This window comes from Bombella apis (genome assembly GCF_018221685.1).
In the GTDB taxonomy this organism is placed as follows: Bacteria; Pseudomonadota; Alphaproteobacteria; order Acetobacterales; family Acetobacteraceae; genus Bombella; species Bombella apis.
The window spans coordinates 809609-828144 of record NZ_JAGJTM010000004.1 but is presented as its reverse complement, the minus strand read 5'-3'; the positions used below and the strand labels follow the sequence as shown (position 1 = coordinate 828144).

The window sequence follows — 18536 nt, the reverse complement described above, 5'->3', positions numbered from 1 at the left end:
GGCTGGCAAACACCTTGTGGAACGTCCTGAGACGCCTTTTGAACGGCTTGCCAAGCGATGGCGGCATCCAGGTTGGTGAAAATATCGGAACTGTCAGAAAAACTCCTCGCAAGACGCCGACCCTGGACGCTAACGCGCGCTTCTATGGTCACACTCCCTCGCAGGCGAAGCCCTGCATGTTTTTCCAGACGACGTTTCAGCTTCTTCCGAGCTGCCACGGACAGGGCAATAAAAGCCATCCAAGCTTCTCCCTGACCCACTCTTATGACCACAAAAACGGTTAAACCTGGGTCAAATTTGGGTCAATCGCTAAGAGATGCTCTGTCTCGGGATAGCGAAAAACGGCAGTTTTCCGGGAAATCCATGGTGGATGCGACAGGGATTGAACCTGTGACCCCTGCCGTGTGAAGGCAGGAGCCACAGCCTAATTTTCCTTTATTTTCTGCCGATTGCAGCAGAAGAGGAAATGAAAGTGTGTCAGTTGTGCGTCAATCAGTTAATTCTGAGAAGTCACTCTCCAGAAAGGCCCTGATCTCATCGCCATACACGTCAGGCATGGTCTTGGCGTAACGGGTCACGACCGTGATGCTCTCCCATCCCCCTTCCTCTTTCAGTCTCAACAGATCACGATGCAGGCAATAATGCCATGTTGCCCATGTATGGCGCAGGTCATGCGGTGTATGGTCAGGGACGAACTGCCTCCGTTCGATGCTCTGGCCTACAGGCACCCACACACGTTCATGCCCTGGCATACCTGCCCGACGACAGGCCCCTGCCCAGCCCTTCTTGAACTGGCCGCCGCTGGTCCTGCCGTTGTCGCTGTATCCATCCGTAACCCTGCCATGATGGACAGGGCGGAACACACGTCCCTGCCTATGTGGCAATGAATGTAAGGCGGTCATCACGACTGATGGAAGTTTAACCCGCCTCTCTGTCCCCTGCTTCTGCCATAGGGTGGCACGTCGGCCTTTCAGGTCAACTTTGTTCCAGTCCAGTTCCAGAGCCTCAGATGCTCTGGCTCCTGTCCCAATGAGAAAGACCAGCAGAGGCTGAAGATGATCATCTGCATTCCTGATGATATCTCTGACCTCTTCAGGCAACAGGAAGACAGTCCGGGTTTTCTGCACCTTGGGCCGGTCAAATGCCGGGCGGTCACACCAGCGACGGATGGCGGCGAATTCAAGCACGGCCCGTAACGGCGTAAGGACGCCCCTGATCTTCGTTGCTGGACTGGCCCCCGTTCCATCCCTGAGAATTTTCCCATACGCTGCATCAAGCTGGGGCTGGGCAATATCAACAAGCCTCGTTTCCTTGAAATGCTCCAGAAGACGGGAAAGATGAAACTTGGTTGTCTCTGATCTTTCCTCTGCTTCCAGATAAGCCGCCACGGCATGGGAAAAGGTAACTACCGACCGGGCACCATACACGCTTTCGTGCCACGCCTGGCTTTCCCTCTTGGCCCGGTATTCCTCCGCCCGCTTTTTCCCAGTAGTGCCTGTGCTCTCTCGTATGCGCTGTCCGTTGACCGTACCAACGATATACCAGAACGGCGAACCTGGGCGTTTGATGAGTTTGAGGGGCATGACAGGCTCTGCTTCAGTGCTTCGTATTGCTGTTCCGTGAAGATGTATTTGCTTCCCCACCTTCCATGGGTAGGCGTTCCCTCATATGAGGGAACCGTTTTCAGGTGATGAAGCAGACGTGTCCTGCCCACTGGAAGGCGTGCCAGAACGTCCTTCATGGTGAGAAGTTCAGGTGTTGCCGTCACGCCATTCTCTCCCGTACCCATTCTTTCAGTTCAGCGGCGCCAATCAGCGGCCAGAGTGTCACGCACACCACGGCGCTGGTCAGGCCGGGGCGGTATCCGTTGCTCGTCCGCAGAAGGCTGATGCGCCAGAAGTAGCCAACACCAATGTGAGACAGTGCCAGCAGGCAAATGATGAGGCCTGTCATTCCGGCATCTCCTGCATGGCGTCATTCTGATGATCCGTATTCTGAAGGCGGGTTCTGACAACCTCGACATTGTCTTCAACAGTGCTTGCCCATTTGGGAAGAACCTTGCGGACTTCAGACAGATATTTATTGTAGTTCGGACTGCCGATAAGGTTTTCAAGCTGAGGCAATGTTTTTGATGCCTGAACACGATTTATCAGTTCATCAGCCAAATTCTTTGCATTCTTCTCCTTTTCTTCCTTGTCCTTCTCGGGAGTTGCCTGCTTCTGAGGGCGTGGATCTTCTTCAACATCAATGACATCATCGGACTGCTGCCGATTATGGTTCGATGGAGTATCAAACTCCTCAGGAGAATAGACGCCCAGCATGACTTCCGGCGCATGCCGTCTGGCCCAGACACGGGAGGAATGATAGGCCAACATCTGGTCAGGCGTTTTGCTCCACCAGACATTTTCCGTGCGGGCAGCCTCCAGGGTTACTTCAACCGTACGGGGCTTCTTTTCTCCCCTGATCGTGCCGGAACAGATGACCATCCGTTCCTTCCCATCCCCAGTGAACTCATAATTCAGACGCCCATCCAGCACACCACTGCTCTGGATGGCGGCAGAGACCAGCTTGCCTTCAAAGCACAGCTTGCCCTTGACCACGCTAGTTGCCTGCGCCACGGCAAAGGGGCTCATCCGCCAGCGCATGGCCTGCTCGATGACCATGAGGCAGTCCCCGGGGCTGCCCTGGAGGCACTGCGGAACCATTTTTGCAGAAGCCATTGCCTTAGCCAGCTCGAATGCCTCCCCCATCCCGTTGATGGTCAGGCTATTGCCGTGAGTGGATGTTATGATTTCATTGCTCATTTCGTCTTTCCCTTGATTGTGATTGTCGGCTCGCCCTCGACCAGCTGTGCCCCTGCCAGTTCTGGTCTGACCTTCAGGGCCTGTCCCAGCAGGCGGGTATCGACCTTGTCTGGCTGGGGCTTGAACAGTTCAGGAGCAGTCTCTCTCAGGGCCTTTTCATCCATGACCACGGCACGGGTAGCGCCCTTGCGGATGCTTGCCGTGTATGGTCCTGCGTCCACCTGAAACTCGCCATCCTCCAGCATCCGACTGACAATGGCGGCCTTGATGTCGGTTCTCGCTGCCTTCGCAATGGCTTCGATCTGGCCCAGAACTTCATGGAGCTGTACGGCTGCCGGGAGAATGTCATTGGCCTGTCTGGCCTGTGTCAGCAGCGGGATATAATCGTCGATCGCCCGTTTCAGCGTGCCGTGATTATCGTTGATGATGGAAATGAGGTTTGCCATCATAGAGCTCCCGCCTCGATCAGCTCGGCCAGGGCATCCATCACCCGTTTCTGGCAGTGTTCTGCCAGATCGTTGCGGCCCATCATTCTGAATGCATGGAAAGAGAAGAGTTCTCCGGTAACTGTTGATTTCAGCTCTTTCTGCTTCTCTGCTGAAATTGCTGGAAATTCAGGTAGGAACACGTCAAATTTTGGCACAGCCATCCCGTTTGCTTCTTTCAGCATCTCAAAAAATCCTCGTTTTACTTGACGTTTTTGAGCTTTACTTGCCCATGGCCTCGGCAAGGCGCCTGTCGTAATAAGCTCCGATTTCGTCCTGCCGTTTATTCATGTCTGTGATGCCCATTTCATCCTCATAAAGGGATTGAGACATCTTCCCCCTGAGCGTGTCCAGTGCCGTGAAAGCCACATAGTGCTCGTCTTCCATGCGCTCACTGGTATAGTCATTTCTTTCCAGAATATCCGCTACACGGCTTATCAGGGCCAGCACAGCGAATGATGACGGATGACGGTCCCGTTCGACACGCTCCAGCAGGCCGTTGTCAGTCGGACGGTTCTGATGGGCGATCTGCTCGGAGATAAGGCTCATGGCTCATTCCCCGCACGTACTGAAAGGGCAGCGACTGAAAGGCCAGCCAGAACCTCAGAAAGTGCCGCCGTGTTGAAAGGCCCGATCGCCGGGAACGAGGCCTCCGTGATCGGCTCGTTGCGCTCATATGGGCAGGTCAGGCTGTCGATCAGGTTATCGAGGGTCAGCATGGTGTTCGTCAGCTCGTTCTGCTCGGCCAGTGTCAGGCCCGTTCCGTCAGAGACGATTTCCAGCTCGTCATGGGCCGCTTTGATGCGGGAAAGGGCTGCCTGTCTGGTCTCTGTGCTCATGATGCTTCCCCCCTCAGAATGAGGAAACTGTGGGACAGCCCGCAAAGGGAAATCCTCAGACAAAGGCGCACGTTTTTCTGCATCGTAAGATTCATCTGGGCTGTTTCAAGAATCTCATAAGCAGCACTTATAGCAGCAACGCACCGCTTAGGGTTCTCACTGCGTGCCTCGTCACGCAGGAGCTGCCCTGCGTATTCAAGCTGCTTCTCTGGATTTAGAATATCCACCTCATCACCTCCGTGTTTGTGTGGTGCCTGAGGTGAATATGGTTAGGAAATATCCTAAAGTCAAGCAATAATTTAGGATATTTCCAATATAGATGATTTTTCCTACAACCTGTCTATAATTTTCTTATGCAAAAGGCACAAAAAACCGCCCCGAAGGGCGGCTTAGAAAAAAAATAGAACTTATTTAAGAAATTCAAATTAGCTTAGTATAATGGTGAAGGAGAGCCATGGAAACGGCCAGAAGTAATGGAACAACCAAAGACGCTATACCGGCAATCGTAGATATTTTCGCTAACGTTGGCAAACTATTAACTCTGGCTTTAACCTCTGTTAATGAAATTTCCACCGCATGAATTTCTTCCTTTGTTGCCATACAGCTTTCAATTTTAGCTAATGTAACAAGGATACTCGATAATGTCTTCTGTACATTCTCCATTTTATCTTCAAGATTTGATACACGCCGTTCCATATCTCCATTATATGGTGGCCCGCCACCGGGAGGCAAGGTGTTTGATGAATTATTACCCACTGGACGAAATTCTGGATGCTCATCGATTTTCAAGACTGAACGATCATTACTCACTGGATTCGTCCTCTTGGATTTTCTTATCAACTACCGGCGCAAAAAATGTAGAAACAAAACCACAATTCGTACATGCTCCCGCATAAGCAGGATAATACTTTCCAAGGGTGCTAACAGGAACTACTGGCATTTGACTTCTGTAACCAAGGAAAATTTTATTTACAGACTGTCCACAGCAAGGGCACTCATCCTTTACACCTACCTTCTTCGTGAATTCCACGAATTTATGATGTTTCCTGTTAAACTCCTCTATTTCTCTCCTTTCTTCGTCAGAAGACATATCCTCAGGTTTTTGATTCTCATTATCTGACATATTATCTTTCCTCAAAAAGTGCCCTTCAGGCGTGTTATCTGCGCTGCCATTTGGCAGCGACCTTTCCCTTTATCTCCGCCCTGTCCAGCGTAATTTCCTGCGGGCAATAAATCGGGTTTGCGCTAACCACCAGAAGCTTCTTTGGATCACTGTCCAGAACAAGCTGGAGATGCTTCACAACGAGACCGAAACCAAAATCCAGAACATACACACCATCGTGCGTGAAATTACGCAGGGACGTGTCAATGACGATCTTCTCACCGGGCCTGTAATCTGGCTCCATTGAATCCCCTTCAACGGTGATAATCCGCAGAGAGCGGGGGTTATTACTGATAGCAAGAAGGTCGATCAGCGGTATCATCCACTGACGCTCTTGTCCCCCCATTTCATCAACCAGAACACCGTCACCAGCCGCCGCCCTGACATCAAGTTCGGGAATTGCCACCAAGCCGTGCGTGCCGTCCAGATGACTTTGCTTAGGATGGGCCAAGTCGACAGATGGTGGATTTTTTGAGGTGCCTTCATCTTCTCCATAGAAATAATCCACAGGATAACCAAGGGCCGCCGCAAGGGCCTGAACCTTGCTCCGGCGTGGCTCCTTTGATTTCCCTTCCAGTAGATTTTTTAGATAGGCGTGATTGACACCAGATTTCATCCCAAGCGCCCGATGGCTCATGCCTTTCTCGAGGCGTTTTTCTTCCAGTCTCAGGGCAACAGGCGAAACAGTCATAATAGGAAGTTTCATAACCTTATATCCTCTCCATAAAAAGATAAGGATATTTCCTAAACACGATTGACTGGGAAGAGGTTTTAAGATAAATCCTAAACTCGTTATGAGAAAAGAATTCCTAAACATGATCGAGGGTTTTCTCAAAGAAACCCAGATGAGCGACACGAGACTGGGGATTTTGGCCATTGGCGACCCCAATCTTGTGAAGTCAATTCGGCGCGGGCGTGACTGTAGGATTTCTACGATTGAACGTGTGAAATCCTACATAAAAAAATATCGTGCCGAGCACCAGCCCGACCCCACCCAGAGGAGCGCATCATGAATGTTACGCCGACAATAGAGAGCCTGCGGCTGGCCGTCGAACTCATAAAGGCCGGTAAATTCAGCGACAATAAGGTAATTCCTGTGGCCGCAATGTTTGACGGATACCTGTGTGGAGCGATTGCAGCTGAAATCTCATTTGATGCGGATGGCCGTCCAGCAGTGGAGCTGAGCGAGCGAAATACGATCAAACAAGTTCGCCGTACGGACTCGCACTCTGCCGGGTGCACAGGAAGCGTAGCCCGCCCCCTCTCCGGCCTGTCTGTTGATGAACTTCAGCAAATCACATCCCGGACCATCAAGCCGTGGTTCAAAGAACGTGCTGAAGCAGAACTTGCGCTCCGGCAGGGTGAAGTAGGCGCATCATGAGAGACGTTTACCTTTCCGATCCATTTGAACGAGTTGCTGCCTATGCAATCCGTCAAGGGGTGCTCCTCACTCGTAATGGAGGTCAACTTCATACCCGGCCCCTTGGAGCCAGCGAGAATAAGTTGCTGTCTCGTAAGCTAGACGAGCAAAAGCGGCAGTTCCTTGCTCAGGTAGGTTCTGTAATTGAAGCATATGCTGTGGAAGAAGCTCCACTTTTACAATCGCTTCCAAAGGAACTCCATGATGCTGTGAAGAGATGCATATCTTTATCTCTGTCACATCTTGAGTGCCATCTGCGTGATCTTTCGTTCTGCGACGTGCGGACAGAAATTTTACATATGTGGCTCGTTGAGCTGTCATCTTCATTTCCTTCTTCTGATGAACAGCACCCTGCGGACTCACACTCCACTGGGCGCACAGGGAGCGTAGCAGTCTCCACTGAGCAGCAGGCAGAGCTGGAAGAGCAGGACAGCCATGACTGGATGGAAACGTCCGTCATCCCATTCATCAAACGGCTCTCTGATGCTGACCTTGCGGCCATCAATGCCGGTGTGATCCCGACATCGCTCATGAAGCTGATGGGCCGGGTTGCCTACAACGAAATCGAACGCCGGAGGGAAGCGTGATGAAACGTAAAAACGGAACCCTGCGGGCCGCACGGCTGGCCTGCATGGATATGGATGAAGGCCTGCCCCGCAATCAGGTCTTTGACCGCTTCCTGCAATATCATGCCTGGATCGTGCGGGGCACGGGCTTCATTTCTGCTGAAGACGCCCGACGAGCCAGCCGTGCCATTCGGCTTCGGTCATGGTTGGCAGGTCATCAAAGAAGGCTTGTACGCTCAGGCGTATGGCATCTGGGCCGCATCCTGTTCTCGTGGTTCGCCGCATCACCTCGTCCGGAATGGCCGTGCAGTCGTACTGCGTGTCCACGAGGCGCACCTCCAGCGTCACCAGAAACATCGGACCGACACGCTCGCTCTTCATGTCTGCGATGTGGAACTCCATCAGCCTCACTCCCTGCCGAAACAGCCACCCTGCCAAAAGGACATGCACGATGACCGCCACCACTCTTACCATCATCTCCACGGCCATCAAGCAGGATGCCGAGGGCCGCTTCTGCCTGAATGACTGCCACCGGGCTTCTGGGGGAGATCCCAGCAAAAAACCATCCGAGTGGGCAAGAAATGTCAAAACCAATGAATTGGTGGCAGAAATCAGCCAAAGTGGTAATTTCCGCTTTGCTCCGTTGGAGACAAACCGTGGCGGCAACTCTCCCGGCACCTATGCCTGCCGTGAGCTTGTCTATGCCTACGCAATGTGGATCAGTCCGTCCTTTCATCTGAAGGTCATCCGGGCCTTTGATGTGCTGGTGCGGGGCAATGTTCCGGCTCCGGCAGGCCGTGCCGTCCCCAGGCCACGCAGGCCCTCTCTGGCAACCACATTCCAGACCGGCATGAAGCTGGCCAAGACGGCCGGGCTTGAGGGAGGCCATGCCCAGAAGGCTGCCGCCCGCTACTGCGAAAGACTGGGGCTGGAGAACCCGCTGGAACTGATGGGCATGGCACCGGACCGGGACAGCATGGGCGTATCCTTCGCAGATGTTATCCTCTGGTTCTTCCAAGGGATGGGTAATGATGACATCCAGTACTTCGCCCAGAACGAGGTGCCAACCGCCTATCGTTCCCTCGCCCGTGATGAGTGCAAGCGGCGTGGTTTCCCCGTTGGAAGGGGGCGCAGATGACCAGACGGGTCAGCTGGACCAACGCACTGCGCAGCCAGCTCATCCGCCTGAAGCAGGCTGGTCTCACGCATCATGAGACCGCCGCCCGGATGGGACTGACTTTCTGCCAGATATGCTGGGGATGGAAGCTGTGCCGTGAGAATGCGCCAGCCCGCAAGGCATTCAAAATAAATGCAGCATTCATCCGCAAAGTATCCACCCTCCGCAACCGTGGCCTGTACCGGCATGAAATAGCTGGAAGGCTGGGTGCCCCGATCTCACGCATAGACGCTGCCATATCATTGGGGCGTGAGCGGGGAATGGACATGGAAGTCAATGCCCGAATTTACAGTGAGAGACAGCAGAAGCATGGAATGCGCTCAAGAACACGTGTGTAATACGGCCTCTCATTACTGAGCTTTAAACAAAATGATCACATTACGAGACTATCAGGAACGCCTGATCAAACAGGCGCAGGGGGCGTTTGCGTCCAACATCCGGCGGGTTCTCATCCAGCTGCCTACTGGCGGCGGCAAGGGGCGCATCCTGCCACGGCTGGCCAGACTGCGGGCCGAGACCGGACGGCGTGTCCTCATCGTTGCCCATCGGGCGGAGCTGATAGACCAGATCAGTGCGGCTCTGGATGATGAAGGACTGATGTATGGCCGTATCCAGCCCGGACACCCCCGCATGGATTTCCCGGTTCAGGTCGGCATGGTGCAGACCGTCTCACGGCGGCTGAAAACGCTGCGGGACTTTGATGACATCATGGTCGATGAAGCGCACCACATGCCAGCCGGTCAGTACACAGCAATGCTCAAGGCGTGGCCCAATGCTGCCCTTACCGGCCTGACCGCAACGCCCATCCGCACCGATGGGGCCGGTCTTGGTGACTATTTCGACCAGATGTTCTGCGGCCCGACCACGGATGAGCTGATACGGCGTGGCTATCTGGCCGGGTTCGACTACTACATGCCCTCCCGCCAGCTGGACCTTTCTGGCGTGGGGAAAAGCATGGGGGACTATCAGCGTGATGCCGCCATGCGGGCCATGACAAAGGCCCGCATCGTGGGCGATGCCGTGGCGCATTACCGGCAACATCTCAACGGACGCCCTGCCATCGTGTTCTGCATGGGAGTGAAGCACACCCACGAGGTTGCAGCGATGTTTTGTCAGGCGGGCATCAAGGCGGCTGGCGTGGATGGCAAGATGGACATGAGCCTACGCCGTGAGCGGCTGGCTGGTCTGGCCTCTGGTGACCTTCAGGTCGTCACGGCGGCGGACGTCATCAGTGAAGGCGTGGACATTCCTGCCGTGGCGGGGGCCATCCTGCTGCGCCCCACGGTTTCCACCAGCCTGTATCTACAGCAAGTCGGGCGTGCACTGCGGCTGAAACCAGATGGAAGCCGGGCGATAATTCTTGACAATGTGGGCAATGCTCAGCGGCATGGCATCCCAACAGACCCCCGTCTCTGGTCGCTGGATGCGGAGCAGCAGAACGGCAAGGCCCAGAATGTCGTGACCTGCAAGCTGTGCCATAGGGTCTTCCATGAAGGCACGGCCCGGAAGATTGCCGGTGCCGAGTGCCACCGCTCCCCCTGCGCCATCCTGAAGCCTGAGCCCAAGGTGACGGAGGAGAAAACCCCTGATGTGGTGAAAGGAGCACTGGAAGCGGTTGCTGATCGTTGGGCATGGGCCAAGGGCATCGACCCGTATGTCGCCCAGGGGCCAGAGCTGACTGCCCTGATTGCCCATGCCGGGGCAGACAAGGAACGGCTGGAGATGATCGCCCGTGCCCGTGGCTACAAGCACGGCTGGGTGCGGCATCGTCTCCGTGCCGCTGGAGCCGACATCCCCATGAACCGCTGGGAGAAACAGCAGGCTGCCAAGAAGCCTGCACAGCAGGAGGCACGGGTATGAGACAGAACCCCGAAACCATCATCATGAACGACATCCTTGTCGCCGTTACTGCTCTGCCCTGCGCTTTCTTTGAACGCTGCAACACGGGAGCAGCCAGAGGGTCAAATGGCCGGCTTATCCGCTTTGGCACACCGGGGGCACCGGATATCCGGGGGACCTACCGGGGGAGGTCAATCGCCATTGAAGTGAAAACAGCACGGGGACGGCTGAGCAAGGAGCAGGAACGCTGGCGGGATTCATTCGTGGAGGCAGGTGGCATCTACATCGTGGGGCGGGATGCTCCGGGTGTCATGACGGAACTGGAGGGAATGTAATGCCCATCCCACCAGACATAGAAAACGTGGCCATGCTGGGATGGCATGTGTATCCGATGAACAACCGCACAAAGGCAGGGTGCTTCAAAGGAGCCCATGCCGCAGCCAGCTGCGATCTGGACATCATCGAACGCTGGTGTCGGGAGTATCCCGGCTGCAACTGGCGTGTGGTGATGGGGCCTTCCCGGCTCTTTGCGCTGGATGTGGACCGTGCCGGGCAGACCCATAGGGCAGACGGATTTGCGGCCCTGCGTGGTCTGGTAGCCAAGCATGGCCCCCTGCCCCCACGACCCATGACACGCACCGGTGGTTCTGGCGGTGCAGTGCTGTTCTTCCAACACAATGGAGAAGAGCTGCGGGGCGCATCAGGCTGCCCGGCTCCTGGGCTGGACCCGCACCGCAACGGACAGGCCATCGTCATCCCTCCATCACGCCACCCGGTGACGGGCGGGGCCTACACATGGCGGCGGGAATGCGCTCCATGGGAGGTTGCGCCGCCCCCCATCCCCGACTGGCTGGCCCACATGCTGAGGCCCCCGCCGGAGCCTGAGCGGGATTACCGCAGGAACCCGTTCTACGTCACAAATGACCGGGCCTTTCAGGTGCTGATGAAGGCAGTCCATGAGGTCGAGACGGCACCGTCTGGCGGCAGCAATGATACGCTGAACAAACAGTCATATCGCATAGGCCGCTGGTGTGGTGCTGGCGTGCTGGACCCATCAGAGGCCCGTGAGAGCCTTCTTGTGGCGGCACGGGCACGTGGCATCCCCTTCCGGGAGGCCAGAGACACGATACGCTCCGGGCTGCGGGGCGGCATGAGAAACCCACACAGGGAGCGCACGGCATGAGCAATGTGACAAAAATGCCGGAGCAGCAGGGTATGAAATGGCAGGCTGCCTTGACCCGCTCTGACAAAGGAACAACCCATGCCAACGTCAACAACGCCATGGTGTTTCTTCGTCATCTTCCGGAGATTTCGGGTGTCATGCAGCTGAATGAGTTCACCTGTGCGACCTTGGTGACACGTAGCCCCCCTCCGCTGATTTCTGATGGTCCTACCCTTGCCGGACCCTACCCACGGCTAGCAACCGAGGCTGATTATACGGCTATTCAGTCCTTCCTTCAGCGACGTGGCGGGGTCAATTTCACATTCCCGGTGATATCACAGGCGATCAACACGATGGCGGCGTCACAGACGGTTCATCCTGTCAGGGAATGGCTTTCCGCCCTGTGCTGGGACCTTGAGCCACGGCTGCGAAGGTGGCTATCAACAGTCTTTGGCTGTCCTGACGACAAATACCATGCGGATGTCGGCATGAAATTTCTCGTAGCTGCTGTCTCACGGATATACCGGCCCGGCTGCAAGTTCGATTATGTTCCCGTATTCAAGGGTGCCCAGGGCATCGGGAAGTCCACCGCCCTACGGGTTCTGTTCTCGGATGAGTGGTTCAAGGAAGACCTGCACAAGGACCTCGGCAGCAAGGACGCCGCAGCCGGGCTGGTAGGTGCCTGGGGTGTCGAGCTGGGCGAGCTTCAGAGCATGATGAAATCCTCCATTGAGGACACGAAGGCCTTCCTCTCCCGGCAGGTGGACAAGTACCGCCCGGCCTACGGACGGCTGGAGGTCGTGCGTGAGCGGCAATGCGTCTTTGCTGGGACGACAAACTCAGATGGCTATCTGACGGACAGCACGGGCAACCGGAGGTTCTGGCCGGTGGATTGTGAGAAGGCTGACGTGCAGTGGCTAAAGGACAACCGTGAACAGCTCTGGGCGGAAGCGGTGCATTATTTCAGGCAGGGCAAGACGGAGCTGTATCTGGACGATGATGCCGTCCGCCAGATGGCCGAGCGCAAGCAGGCTGACAATATGGTCGTCGATGCGTGGGAAGAGCCGATCAGGGAGTGGCTGGAGCAGCGGGGTTCGCTTGTTGATGAAGGTGTGACCATCCATGAGGTTCTCGCTCATGGTGTCGGTGTGACCAACGAACGCATGACCATGGCCCAGCAGAGACGGGCAGGAGACGTATTGCGTGCTTTGGGACTTGAAAAGAAGGACAAGAGAATAAGGGGGAAAGGTATCCAGAAAATATGGTTCAAGAAGGAATGAATGGGCAATTTCCCGCCCATTTTTTTTATCAAACATGTTGCCCGTGTTGCCCCTTTTGTTGCCCCTGTTGCCCGTATTTTTTTCGCAGTTTTCTGCCTGTGTTGCCCCTGTTGCCCCTTAATTTATAAGAAATGGCATGAAATTTCTTAATAAGAGTATGATTATCCTTCTTATGGTTAAGATGGGCGAAATACGGGCAACAGGGGCGACATGGCAGTTTTCAGCCGTTTTTACGGGCAACAGGACGGGCGACAAAGGAGCAACAGACGGGCGACAGACAGGCGACATAAAGTTCCCCCATGGTCACGGAGAAACATTCGCTCATACACTTACATAATAAATGAGATTAACAGCAGAAGAAGCAACGCATAAAAGTATGTAAAAAGCATCAATAATTGCAGAAAATGTTGTATTTTTCGGTTGTATATTCATATACTTCGACAATGTTATTATAATAAGAAATATCTCAATAATTAATATTACTATATCATACCCAAGGTGATGCGGACCTTTCGAGCAGCTTAACATATATGCTATATCAAATATCACCTTCATTAGAAAAATTATATTTATAATTGCCCATATGCGAACAATGGTAACGTAATTGAACCTCATGACAAATCTCCGAAATCAGATTCCCTGCGTATCTCTAATTATAAGGTTATAAGGCTTCTGTCCCTTCTCCTACCCCATTATTTTGAGGCGTGGCTTTATGGAGGAAACAATGCCACGCCTGACGTTCGGACAGATACAGCTCGACAGTGAAACACAGATACTCAGCACCCCGAGGGGTTCAGTTCGTCTGGCGAAGAACGACTTTCTTGTCATGCAGGCAATCATGCGTCGGAACGGGCGGCTGGCATCGGTCTCGGAGATTGCTGAAGAAGTCTGGCAATATCCCCGCAATGAGCCTGAGTTTTCCAACGTCGCCGTACGCCGTTCCATCAAGAAGCTGCGGGGCTTCATGGAGCTGACCGTGGGATCCCAATGTGCAATCCGATGCGAGCGGGACTGTGGATATTATCTGGTTGATGAGCGGCGTGAAATGACTGCCGTGGAGAACGTAGCATGAGCCGTACTGATGACAGGATGAACAGGTCAACGCGCGTATTTCTGGATACTCTGGCAAAATGTGGCAACATCTCCATGGCAGCCAAGGCGGCTGACCTGTCACGCCCTGGACTGTACGCTCGCCGTGAGCGTGATGAACAGTTCGCCCGTGAGTGGGATGAGGCGATGGACAAGGCCATCGACACGCTAGAGGCAGAGGCATGGCGGCGTGCACGGGATGGCGTGCCGGAGTTCGTCACGACCGGGAAAGGTCTGGTGCTGGACAAAGATGGAAAGCCCGTCACACAGAACCGCTATTCTGACACGCTGCTCATCACCCTACTCAAGGCACACAGGCCTGAACGCTACAGGGAGCGGGCCAGCGTGGACATGAACGTCTCGGGCAATCTGGCAGAGCTGATTGACGCAGGGCGCAAGCGGGTGCAGGGGCGTGACGATGGCTGACATACAGGCCCAGCTTGCCGATGCCGTGGCATCCTACGCCCTGGACCCGGAGGGGTTCGTGCTGTTCGCCTTCCCGTGGGGGCAGGCTGGGACTGATCTGGCTGATGCTGACGGTCCCCGTGCGTGGCAGCGGGACATTCTGCGCTCCATCGGGGAGAAGATACGGGCCGGATACGAACCTGGTTCCGTGCTGATGCCTGCCCTACAGGCCGTGGCGTCCGGCCACGGGATCGGCAAGTCCGCCCTCGTCTCCATGCTCACCGCATGGGCGCTCTGTACCTGCCCTGATACCAAGGCCGTCATCACGGCCAATACCGAACCACAGCTGCGAACGAAGACATTCCCGGAAATCTCAAAATGGTTCCGACTGCTCATCTGTTCACACTGGTTCAGGGTGCATGGCATGAGCATCCACAGCACCATGCCGGGCCACTGCAAAACATGGCGGGCGGACGCCGTGACGTGGTCCGAGACGAACCTTGAGGCATTCGCCGGGCTGCACAACGTGGGTCGGCGCATCCTGCTGATTTTTGATGAAGCCAGCGGCATCATAGACCGTGTCTGGGAGGTCGCAGAGGGTGCCCTGACCGATGAGGGGACTGAAATAATCTGGTGTGCGTTCGGGAACCCCACGCAACCGAGCGGCCGCTTCTTCGAGTGCTTCAACCGGCAGCGGGATCGCTGGTCCGGCAGGCAGGTGGACAGCCGGACGGTGGACGGGACCAACAAGGCCCTGTTCGAGCAATGGGCGGAGACCTACGGGGAGGACAGTGACTTCATGCGGGTGCGTGTGAAAGGCCAGTTCCCACGGGCAGGCTCCATGCAGTTCATCGGCACGGACACGGTGGCAGAGGCAGCCCGGCGTGAGGTGTCCGCCATCATCACCGATGCGCTGGTCATGGGCGTGGATGTGGCCCGCTACGGGGACGACCAGAGCGTGATATTCTTCCGCAAGGGGCGTGATGCCCGCATGATCCCACCCATCTGCCTGCGGAAAGTGGACACGATGCAGCTGGCCGCCCGTGTGGCTGATGAGGCCCAGCGGTACGGGGCTGATGCCGTGTTTATTGATGGTGGTGGTGTCGGGGCTGGCGTGGTGGACCGGTGCCGCCAGCTGCATGTCAGGGGCCTGATGGAAGTACAGTTTGGGGCCAGGGCGGACAGGGCCAACTACGACACCAATGCTGAACGCTACGCCAACAAGCGGGCCGAGATGTGGGGCACCATGAGGACATGGCTCAAGACAGGCGGAATACCGGACGACCAGACGCTTATGACTGACCTCTCAGGCCCGTGGTACTTCTTCAATCCCCGCAACGAAATCGTTCTGGAGCGCAAGGAAGACATGAAGAAGCGTGGTCTTGCCAGCCCCGACATGGCTGATGCGCTGGCCCTCACTTTTGCCTATCCTGTGCTGAAGAGCCATCAGGCTGGGGGACCTTGGGGAGGACGTCCACAGCAGATGCAGGATTACGATCCTTGGAAAGCGTAAGACGGCATCCTGAATGATCTCCAATAATTTTCCTAGCGCATAAATATAGATAAAAAATACGCTTCCTAGTGCGTAAATATTTATGAAAAATACACTTCCTAGTGTCTGAATATAGATAAACAATAGCAAAATACCAAAGATTAGAACATAAAAATAAAAATGAATACAATAATAAAAAATACATTTTTTCTGAAAGATTAATATCAAAAATTTTTATTGTTCGATGAATATCAAAATATTTGCCATATTCCTTATCAAAGAAAAGACTTATTTCAATAATTAAAAATGCTGAGCAATAAAATTGATAGAGGAAGTAGATATAATAAAAAGAAATTACTATATTTTTTTTAAAAATACCTACAACTACCTTAAAATTATTTTTACTTGAATTATTTCCAATATCTATCTCCATTAATATTTTTATAACCGTACTCATCCCCGAACCAAAAAATATAAATGATAAAATTCCTATGTTACCCTCTTTAAATAAAGAAGAAAAACTTTTAAATTTGTCATAAATATTAATTTTAATTCCTAATATATTGATATTTCCTTCATTTAAAAACACAATAAATACAAAAGATAATGAAATAATGCACGATAACACCGCCACTCTACGGAGGCGGACTATGATCATGCATCCCTTCTCTTCAGAATTTTTACTGCACAGAAAATAATAAGCACTCTCCCAGATGATACACAATAAAGCCATTATCATCGCAAAGACTGCAATAGGATGAAATATAGACATATTGGAGAGAAAACCTTCCATAAGTTGCCATCAAAGACAGGATAAAAAATACACACCAGAATTACAAATACCCTGCACGATAGCCCATTATGTGCTCATCTGCTCCACATCTTTCCACCCCGCTCCCTACTCCGTCCCCAGCTGCTCAGGTCACGCAGGCCGGTAAACAGCAGTCGCAACAGGCCACCAATGCTGCAAAGCTGGCTGGCGGCTTCGGCTCCACCCTGCTGACAGGCTCGCAGGGCCTGACCCAGACGAACAACAGCGCACCGAAGACGCTGCTCGGCGGCTGAAATGGCCCAGCGTCCCGTCACAACGCATAACCCGTTAATGCGTGATGAAGCAGGCATGCAGTCCCTCCGTGACGAGGCGGACCGCAGGCTCGTCATGCTGCGTTCTGACAGGCTGGTCTGGCGGGACACGTGGCGGGAGATCAGCCACTATATCCTCCCTACACGGGGCCGCTATTTTCATGTGCCGAACCAGTCCAGCCGAGGGCGTGTCAAAGGCCCACAGATCGTGGACAAGACGGGAAGCATTGCGCTGGGCAATCTGGCGGCCTTCCTCATGGCGGGCATCACGTCCCCTGCCCGTGACTGGTTCCGGCTGGAGACGAACAATGACCAGCTGAATGACGATGACCGGATCAAGCGCTGGCTATCCGACACCAAGTCCCGCCTCCAGCGGGTGCTGGCGACTGGCAATTTCTATGCGGCCATGAGCCAGACCTACGAGGAGCTTGCCGGATTCGGCACGGCGGCCTGCATCATCCTTCAGGACTATGAAGACATCGTTCGCTTCTATCCCCTCACGGCAGGGGAATACTACCTTGCCCAGAATGACCGGGGCGAGGTCGATACCCTGTTCCGTGAATACGTCCAGAACGTGGCCCAGATCGTCCAGCGGTTCGGGCTGGAGAACGTGTCTCCAACCGTTCAATCCCTCTGGGAAAGCCGCCAGCTGACGGTGGAGCTGCCGATTGTCCATGCCATCATGCCCAACAGTTCCCGCATTGCCGGGGCGTTTGGCTGGCAGGGTGCGCCCTATATCGGCATTTATTACGAGTATGGGAATGATACGCACCCTGCCCTGCTGATCGAGGCCTATCCTCGCAAGCCCTTCATTGCGCCCCGCTGGTCCACGGCCAGCAATGACGTGTACGGGCATGGCCCCGGTGAAGACGCCCTGCCGGACATCAAGTCGCTACAGGTGGCACAGGTCAGGCTGGCCGAGGCGATCGACAAATATGCCCGTCCTCCCACGATGGCCGATGCATCATTGCAGGAAAGCATGGTCAATCTGCTGCCCGGCGGACTGAACTTCATTCCGGGCCTCAATGCGTCCGGTTCCGGGGCGGGCATCCGGCCCGTCTATCAGGTCAGCCCGAACGTCACGCCGCTGCAACAGCGCATTGCCGAGTTTCAGGACCAGATACGCAAGACGTTGCGGAATGACCTGATCCTGATGGTCTCGCAGGGCATGGAGACGACCCAGCCCGTGACGGCGGCTGAGATCAATGTCCGGCAGCAGGAGAAGATGCTCACTCTCGGCCCGGTTCTGGAGCGTTTCCACAACGAGGCCCTGGACCCGATCATCACCACGACGCTGGAGATCATGGAGCGCAATAGCCTCATCCTGCCCCGCCCTGATGAGCTGAACGGCCACAACATCAAGATCGCCTACAGCTCCATCATGGCACAGGCCCAGCGGGCCACGGAGACGACCGGCATCGAGCAGATCGTCCGCTTCGCTGGCTCTCTGGCTGGTGCTGATCCGTCCATCATGGACAATCTCGACCTTGATGCCGCCATTGATCGGTATGGCGACCTTCTCGGCGTGGACCCGTCCATCCTGCGTGATCCCGATTTCGTAGCCCAGCAGAGGCAGCAGCGGGCCTATCAGCAGCAACAGCAGCAGATGGCAGAACAGGCGCAACAGATGGCAGCCGGGGCCAAGACGCTCTCCGATACGGATGTGGGCGGCGGCACGAACGCCCTCCAGGCAATCATGGGCAGTTTTGCAGCCGGAGCACAGGGGTAACAGG

At 54.7% G+C, this 18536-nt stretch carries 25 protein-coding genes; 13 read left to right on the top strand and 12 right to left on the bottom strand.

The window, feature by feature from the left end; translation table 11 throughout:
* Positions 1 to 488 precede the first annotated feature (488 nt).
* The 10 genes from J8Z04_RS06955 to J8Z04_RS06910 form a co-directional block, all read right to left on the bottom strand.
* The gene (locus tag J8Z04_RS06955; RefSeq protein ID WP_192848153.1) at positions 489 to 1583 is read right to left on the bottom strand and encodes a tyrosine-type recombinase/integrase; all 1095 of its coding nucleotides are present in this window, start codon (positions 1581 to 1583) and stop codon (positions 489 to 491) included.
* A 181-nt stretch (positions 1584 to 1764) separates the two neighbouring features.
* Positions 1765 to 1953, bottom strand: coding sequence for a hypothetical protein (locus tag J8Z04_RS06950; RefSeq protein ID WP_192848152.1), 189 nt, complete (start codon positions 1951 to 1953; stop codon positions 1765 to 1767).
* Positions 1950 to 2804, bottom strand: a complete 855-nt coding sequence (locus J8Z04_RS06945; protein WP_192848151.1) for a recombinase RecT — start codon at positions 2802 to 2804, stop codon at positions 1950 to 1952. Before J8Z04_RS06945 ends, J8Z04_RS06950 begins: the two co-directional genes overlap by 4 nt.
* On the bottom strand, positions 2801 to 3253 hold the full coding sequence (locus tag J8Z04_RS06940) for a hypothetical protein (RefSeq protein WP_192848150.1): 453 nt from the start codon (positions 3251 to 3253) through the stop codon (positions 2801 to 2803). The genes J8Z04_RS06945 and J8Z04_RS06940 overlap by 4 nt, the downstream gene beginning before the upstream one ends.
* On the bottom strand, positions 3250 to 3474 hold the full coding sequence (locus tag J8Z04_RS06935) for a hypothetical protein (RefSeq protein ID WP_192848149.1): 225 nt from the start codon (positions 3472 to 3474) through the stop codon (positions 3250 to 3252). The genes J8Z04_RS06940 and J8Z04_RS06935 overlap by 4 nt, the downstream gene beginning before the upstream one ends.
* Before the next feature lie 37 nt (positions 3475 to 3511).
* Positions 3512 to 3838, bottom strand: a complete 327-nt coding sequence (locus J8Z04_RS06930) for a hypothetical protein (protein WP_192848148.1) — start codon at positions 3836 to 3838, stop codon at positions 3512 to 3514.
* Positions 3835 to 4128, bottom strand: coding sequence for a hypothetical protein (locus tag J8Z04_RS06925; protein ID WP_192848147.1), 294 nt, complete (start codon positions 4126 to 4128; stop codon positions 3835 to 3837). The genes J8Z04_RS06930 and J8Z04_RS06925 overlap by 4 nt, the downstream gene beginning before the upstream one ends.
* Positions 4129 to 4548: 420 nt before the next feature.
* Positions 4549 to 4938: a hypothetical protein gene (locus J8Z04_RS06920; RefSeq protein WP_192848146.1), complete on the bottom strand. Its 390-nt coding sequence runs from the start codon at positions 4936 to 4938 to the stop codon at positions 4549 to 4551.
* Positions 4931 to 5251: a hypothetical protein gene (locus J8Z04_RS06915; protein ID WP_192848145.1), complete on the bottom strand. Its 321-nt coding sequence runs from the start codon at positions 5249 to 5251 to the stop codon at positions 4931 to 4933. Before J8Z04_RS06915 ends, J8Z04_RS06920 begins: the two co-directional genes overlap by 8 nt.
* 34 nt (positions 5252 to 5285) lie before the next feature.
* Positions 5286 to 5996 carry an XRE family transcriptional regulator gene (locus tag J8Z04_RS06910; RefSeq protein WP_192848144.1) on the bottom strand — a complete coding sequence of 237 codons (711 nt, stop codon included), beginning with the start codon at positions 5994 to 5996 and terminating at the stop codon, positions 5286 to 5288.
* 303 nt (positions 5997 to 6299) lie between these two features.
* Between J8Z04_RS06910 and J8Z04_RS06905 the strand changes: the two genes are divergently transcribed.
* Positions 6300 to 6671: a hypothetical protein gene (locus J8Z04_RS06905; RefSeq protein ID WP_192848143.1), complete on the top strand. Its 372-nt coding sequence runs from the start codon at positions 6300 to 6302 to the stop codon at positions 6669 to 6671.
* The gene (locus tag J8Z04_RS06900) at positions 6668 to 7297 is read left to right on the top strand and encodes a hypothetical protein (RefSeq protein WP_192848142.1); all 630 of its coding nucleotides are present in this window, start codon (positions 6668 to 6670) and stop codon (positions 7295 to 7297) included. The genes J8Z04_RS06905 and J8Z04_RS06900 overlap by 4 nt, the downstream gene beginning before the upstream one ends.
* A 129-nt stretch (positions 7298 to 7426) precedes the next feature.
* Here J8Z04_RS06900 and J8Z04_RS06895 read toward each other — a convergent pair whose 3' ends face one another.
* On the bottom strand, positions 7427 to 7678 hold the full coding sequence (locus J8Z04_RS06895; protein WP_192848141.1) for a hypothetical protein: 252 nt from the start codon (positions 7676 to 7678) through the stop codon (positions 7427 to 7429).
* 49 nt (positions 7679 to 7727) lie between these two features.
* Between J8Z04_RS06895 and J8Z04_RS06890 the strand changes: the two genes are divergently transcribed.
* The 9 genes from J8Z04_RS06890 (at position 7728) to J8Z04_RS06850 (ending at position 15741) form a co-directional block, all read left to right on the top strand.
* The gene (locus tag J8Z04_RS06890) at positions 7728 to 8414 is read left to right on the top strand and encodes a KilA-N domain-containing protein (RefSeq protein ID WP_192848140.1); all 687 of its coding nucleotides are present in this window, start codon (positions 7728 to 7730) and stop codon (positions 8412 to 8414) included.
* Positions 8411 to 8791 carry a hypothetical protein gene (locus tag J8Z04_RS06885; RefSeq protein ID WP_192848139.1) on the top strand — a complete coding sequence of 127 codons (381 nt, stop codon included), beginning with the start codon at positions 8411 to 8413 and terminating at the stop codon, positions 8789 to 8791. The genes J8Z04_RS06890 and J8Z04_RS06885 overlap by 4 nt, the downstream gene beginning before the upstream one ends.
* A 31-nt stretch (positions 8792 to 8822) precedes the next feature.
* Positions 8823 to 10313, top strand: coding sequence for a DEAD/DEAH box helicase (locus tag J8Z04_RS06880; protein WP_192848138.1), 1491 nt, complete (start codon positions 8823 to 8825; stop codon positions 10311 to 10313).
* Entirely contained in the window at positions 10310 to 10627 is a 318-nt protein-coding gene (locus J8Z04_RS06875; protein ID WP_192848137.1) for a VRR-NUC domain-containing protein, read from the top strand. The genes J8Z04_RS06880 and J8Z04_RS06875 overlap by 4 nt, the downstream gene beginning before the upstream one ends.
* Entirely contained in the window at positions 10627 to 11475 is an 849-nt protein-coding gene (locus tag J8Z04_RS06870) for a bifunctional DNA primase/polymerase (protein WP_192848136.1), read from the top strand. The genes J8Z04_RS06875 and J8Z04_RS06870 overlap by 1 nt, the downstream gene beginning before the upstream one ends.
* Positions 11472 to 12734, top strand: coding sequence for a virulence-associated E family protein (locus tag J8Z04_RS06865; protein ID WP_192848135.1), 1263 nt, complete (start codon positions 11472 to 11474; stop codon positions 12732 to 12734). Before J8Z04_RS06870 ends, J8Z04_RS06865 begins: the two co-directional genes overlap by 4 nt.
* Before the next feature lie 724 nt (positions 12735 to 13458).
* A complete protein-coding gene (locus J8Z04_RS06860) occupies positions 13459 to 13806 on the top strand; it encodes a winged helix-turn-helix domain-containing protein (RefSeq protein WP_192848134.1) in 348 nt (115 codons plus the stop codon).
* Complete coding sequence (locus tag J8Z04_RS06855) at positions 13803 to 14249, top strand: hypothetical protein (RefSeq protein WP_192848133.1); 447 nt, start codon at positions 13803 to 13805, stop codon at positions 14247 to 14249. The genes J8Z04_RS06860 and J8Z04_RS06855 overlap by 4 nt, the downstream gene beginning before the upstream one ends.
* Complete coding sequence (locus J8Z04_RS06850) at positions 14242 to 15741, top strand: terminase (protein WP_192848132.1); 1500 nt, start codon at positions 14242 to 14244, stop codon at positions 15739 to 15741. Before J8Z04_RS06855 ends, J8Z04_RS06850 begins: the two co-directional genes overlap by 8 nt.
* Here J8Z04_RS06850 and J8Z04_RS06845 read toward each other — a convergent pair.
* On the bottom strand, positions 15644 to 16492 hold the full coding sequence (locus J8Z04_RS06845) for a hypothetical protein (RefSeq protein WP_192848131.1): 849 nt from the start codon (positions 16490 to 16492) through the stop codon (positions 15644 to 15646). The genes J8Z04_RS06850 and J8Z04_RS06845 overlap by 98 nt on opposite strands.
* Before the next feature lie 89 nt (positions 16493 to 16581).
* Between J8Z04_RS06845 and J8Z04_RS06840 the strand changes: the two genes are divergently transcribed.
* Both J8Z04_RS06840 and J8Z04_RS06835 read left to right on the top strand, forming a co-directional pair.
* The gene (locus J8Z04_RS06840) at positions 16582 to 16785 is read left to right on the top strand and encodes a hypothetical protein (RefSeq protein ID WP_086431865.1); all 204 of its coding nucleotides are present in this window, start codon (positions 16582 to 16584) and stop codon (positions 16783 to 16785) included.
* A 37-nt stretch (positions 16786 to 16822) separates the two neighbouring features.
* Positions 16823 to 18532 (top strand): portal protein, encoded by a 1710-nt coding sequence (locus J8Z04_RS06835; RefSeq protein WP_192848130.1) that lies wholly within the window; start codon positions 16823 to 16825, stop codon positions 18530 to 18532.
* Positions 18533 to 18536 lie beyond the last annotated feature (4 nt).

Coding starts and splice junctions, on each gene's coding strand:
- J8Z04_RS06955 (WP_192848153.1), bottom strand. CDS start 1,583: ATGCCCCTCAAACTCATCAAACGCCCAGGTTCGCCGTTCTGGTATATC.
- J8Z04_RS06950 (WP_192848152.1), bottom strand. CDS start 1,953: ATGACAGGCCTCATCATTTGCCTGCTGGCACTGTCTCACATTGGTGTT.
- J8Z04_RS06945 (WP_192848151.1), bottom strand. CDS start 2,804: ATGAGCAATGAAATCATAACATCCACTCACGGCAATAGCCTGACCATC.
- J8Z04_RS06940 (WP_192848150.1), bottom strand. CDS start 3,253: ATGATGGCAAACCTCATTTCCATCATCAACGATAATCACGGCACGCTG.
- J8Z04_RS06935 (WP_192848149.1), bottom strand. CDS start 3,474: ATGCTGAAAGAAGCAAACGGGATGGCTGTGCCAAAATTTGACGTGTTC.
- J8Z04_RS06930 (WP_192848148.1), bottom strand. CDS start 3,838: ATGAGCCTTATCTCCGAGCAGATCGCCCATCAGAACCGTCCGACTGAC.
- J8Z04_RS06925 (WP_192848147.1), bottom strand. CDS start 4,128: ATGAGCACAGAGACCAGACAGGCAGCCCTTTCCCGCATCAAAGCGGCC.
- J8Z04_RS06915 (WP_192848145.1), bottom strand. CDS start 5,251: ATGTCAGATAATGAGAATCAAAAACCTGAGGATATGTCTTCTGACGAA.
- J8Z04_RS06910 (WP_192848144.1), bottom strand. CDS start 5,996: ATGAAACTTCCTATTATGACTGTTTCGCCTGTTGCCCTGAGACTGGAA.
- J8Z04_RS06905 (WP_192848143.1), top strand. CDS start 6,300: ATGAATGTTACGCCGACAATAGAGAGCCTGCGGCTGGCCGTCGAACTC.
- J8Z04_RS06900 (WP_192848142.1), top strand. CDS start 6,668: ATGAGAGACGTTTACCTTTCCGATCCATTTGAACGAGTTGCTGCCTAT.
- J8Z04_RS06895 (WP_192848141.1), bottom strand. CDS start 7,678: ATGGAGTTCCACATCGCAGACATGAAGAGCGAGCGTGTCGGTCCGATG.
- J8Z04_RS06890 (WP_192848140.1), top strand. CDS start 7,728: ATGACCGCCACCACTCTTACCATCATCTCCACGGCCATCAAGCAGGAT.
- J8Z04_RS06885 (WP_192848139.1), top strand. CDS start 8,411: ATGACCAGACGGGTCAGCTGGACCAACGCACTGCGCAGCCAGCTCATC.
- J8Z04_RS06880 (WP_192848138.1), top strand. CDS start 8,823: ATGATCACATTACGAGACTATCAGGAACGCCTGATCAAACAGGCGCAG.
- J8Z04_RS06875 (WP_192848137.1), top strand. CDS start 10,310: ATGAGACAGAACCCCGAAACCATCATCATGAACGACATCCTTGTCGCC.
- J8Z04_RS06870 (WP_192848136.1), top strand. CDS start 10,627: ATGCCCATCCCACCAGACATAGAAAACGTGGCCATGCTGGGATGGCAT.
- J8Z04_RS06865 (WP_192848135.1), top strand. CDS start 11,472: ATGAGCAATGTGACAAAAATGCCGGAGCAGCAGGGTATGAAATGGCAG.
- J8Z04_RS06860 (WP_192848134.1), top strand. CDS start 13,459: ATGCCACGCCTGACGTTCGGACAGATACAGCTCGACAGTGAAACACAG.
- J8Z04_RS06855 (WP_192848133.1), top strand. CDS start 13,803: ATGAGCCGTACTGATGACAGGATGAACAGGTCAACGCGCGTATTTCTG.
- J8Z04_RS06850 (WP_192848132.1), top strand. CDS start 14,242: ATGGCTGACATACAGGCCCAGCTTGCCGATGCCGTGGCATCCTACGCC.
- J8Z04_RS06845 (WP_192848131.1), bottom strand. CDS start 16,492: ATGTCTATATTTCATCCTATTGCAGTCTTTGCGATGATAATGGCTTTA.
- J8Z04_RS06840 (WP_086431865.1), top strand. CDS start 16,582: ATGTGCTCATCTGCTCCACATCTTTCCACCCCGCTCCCTACTCCGTCC.
- J8Z04_RS06835 (WP_192848130.1), top strand. CDS start 16,823: ATGCGTGATGAAGCAGGCATGCAGTCCCTCCGTGACGAGGCGGACCGC.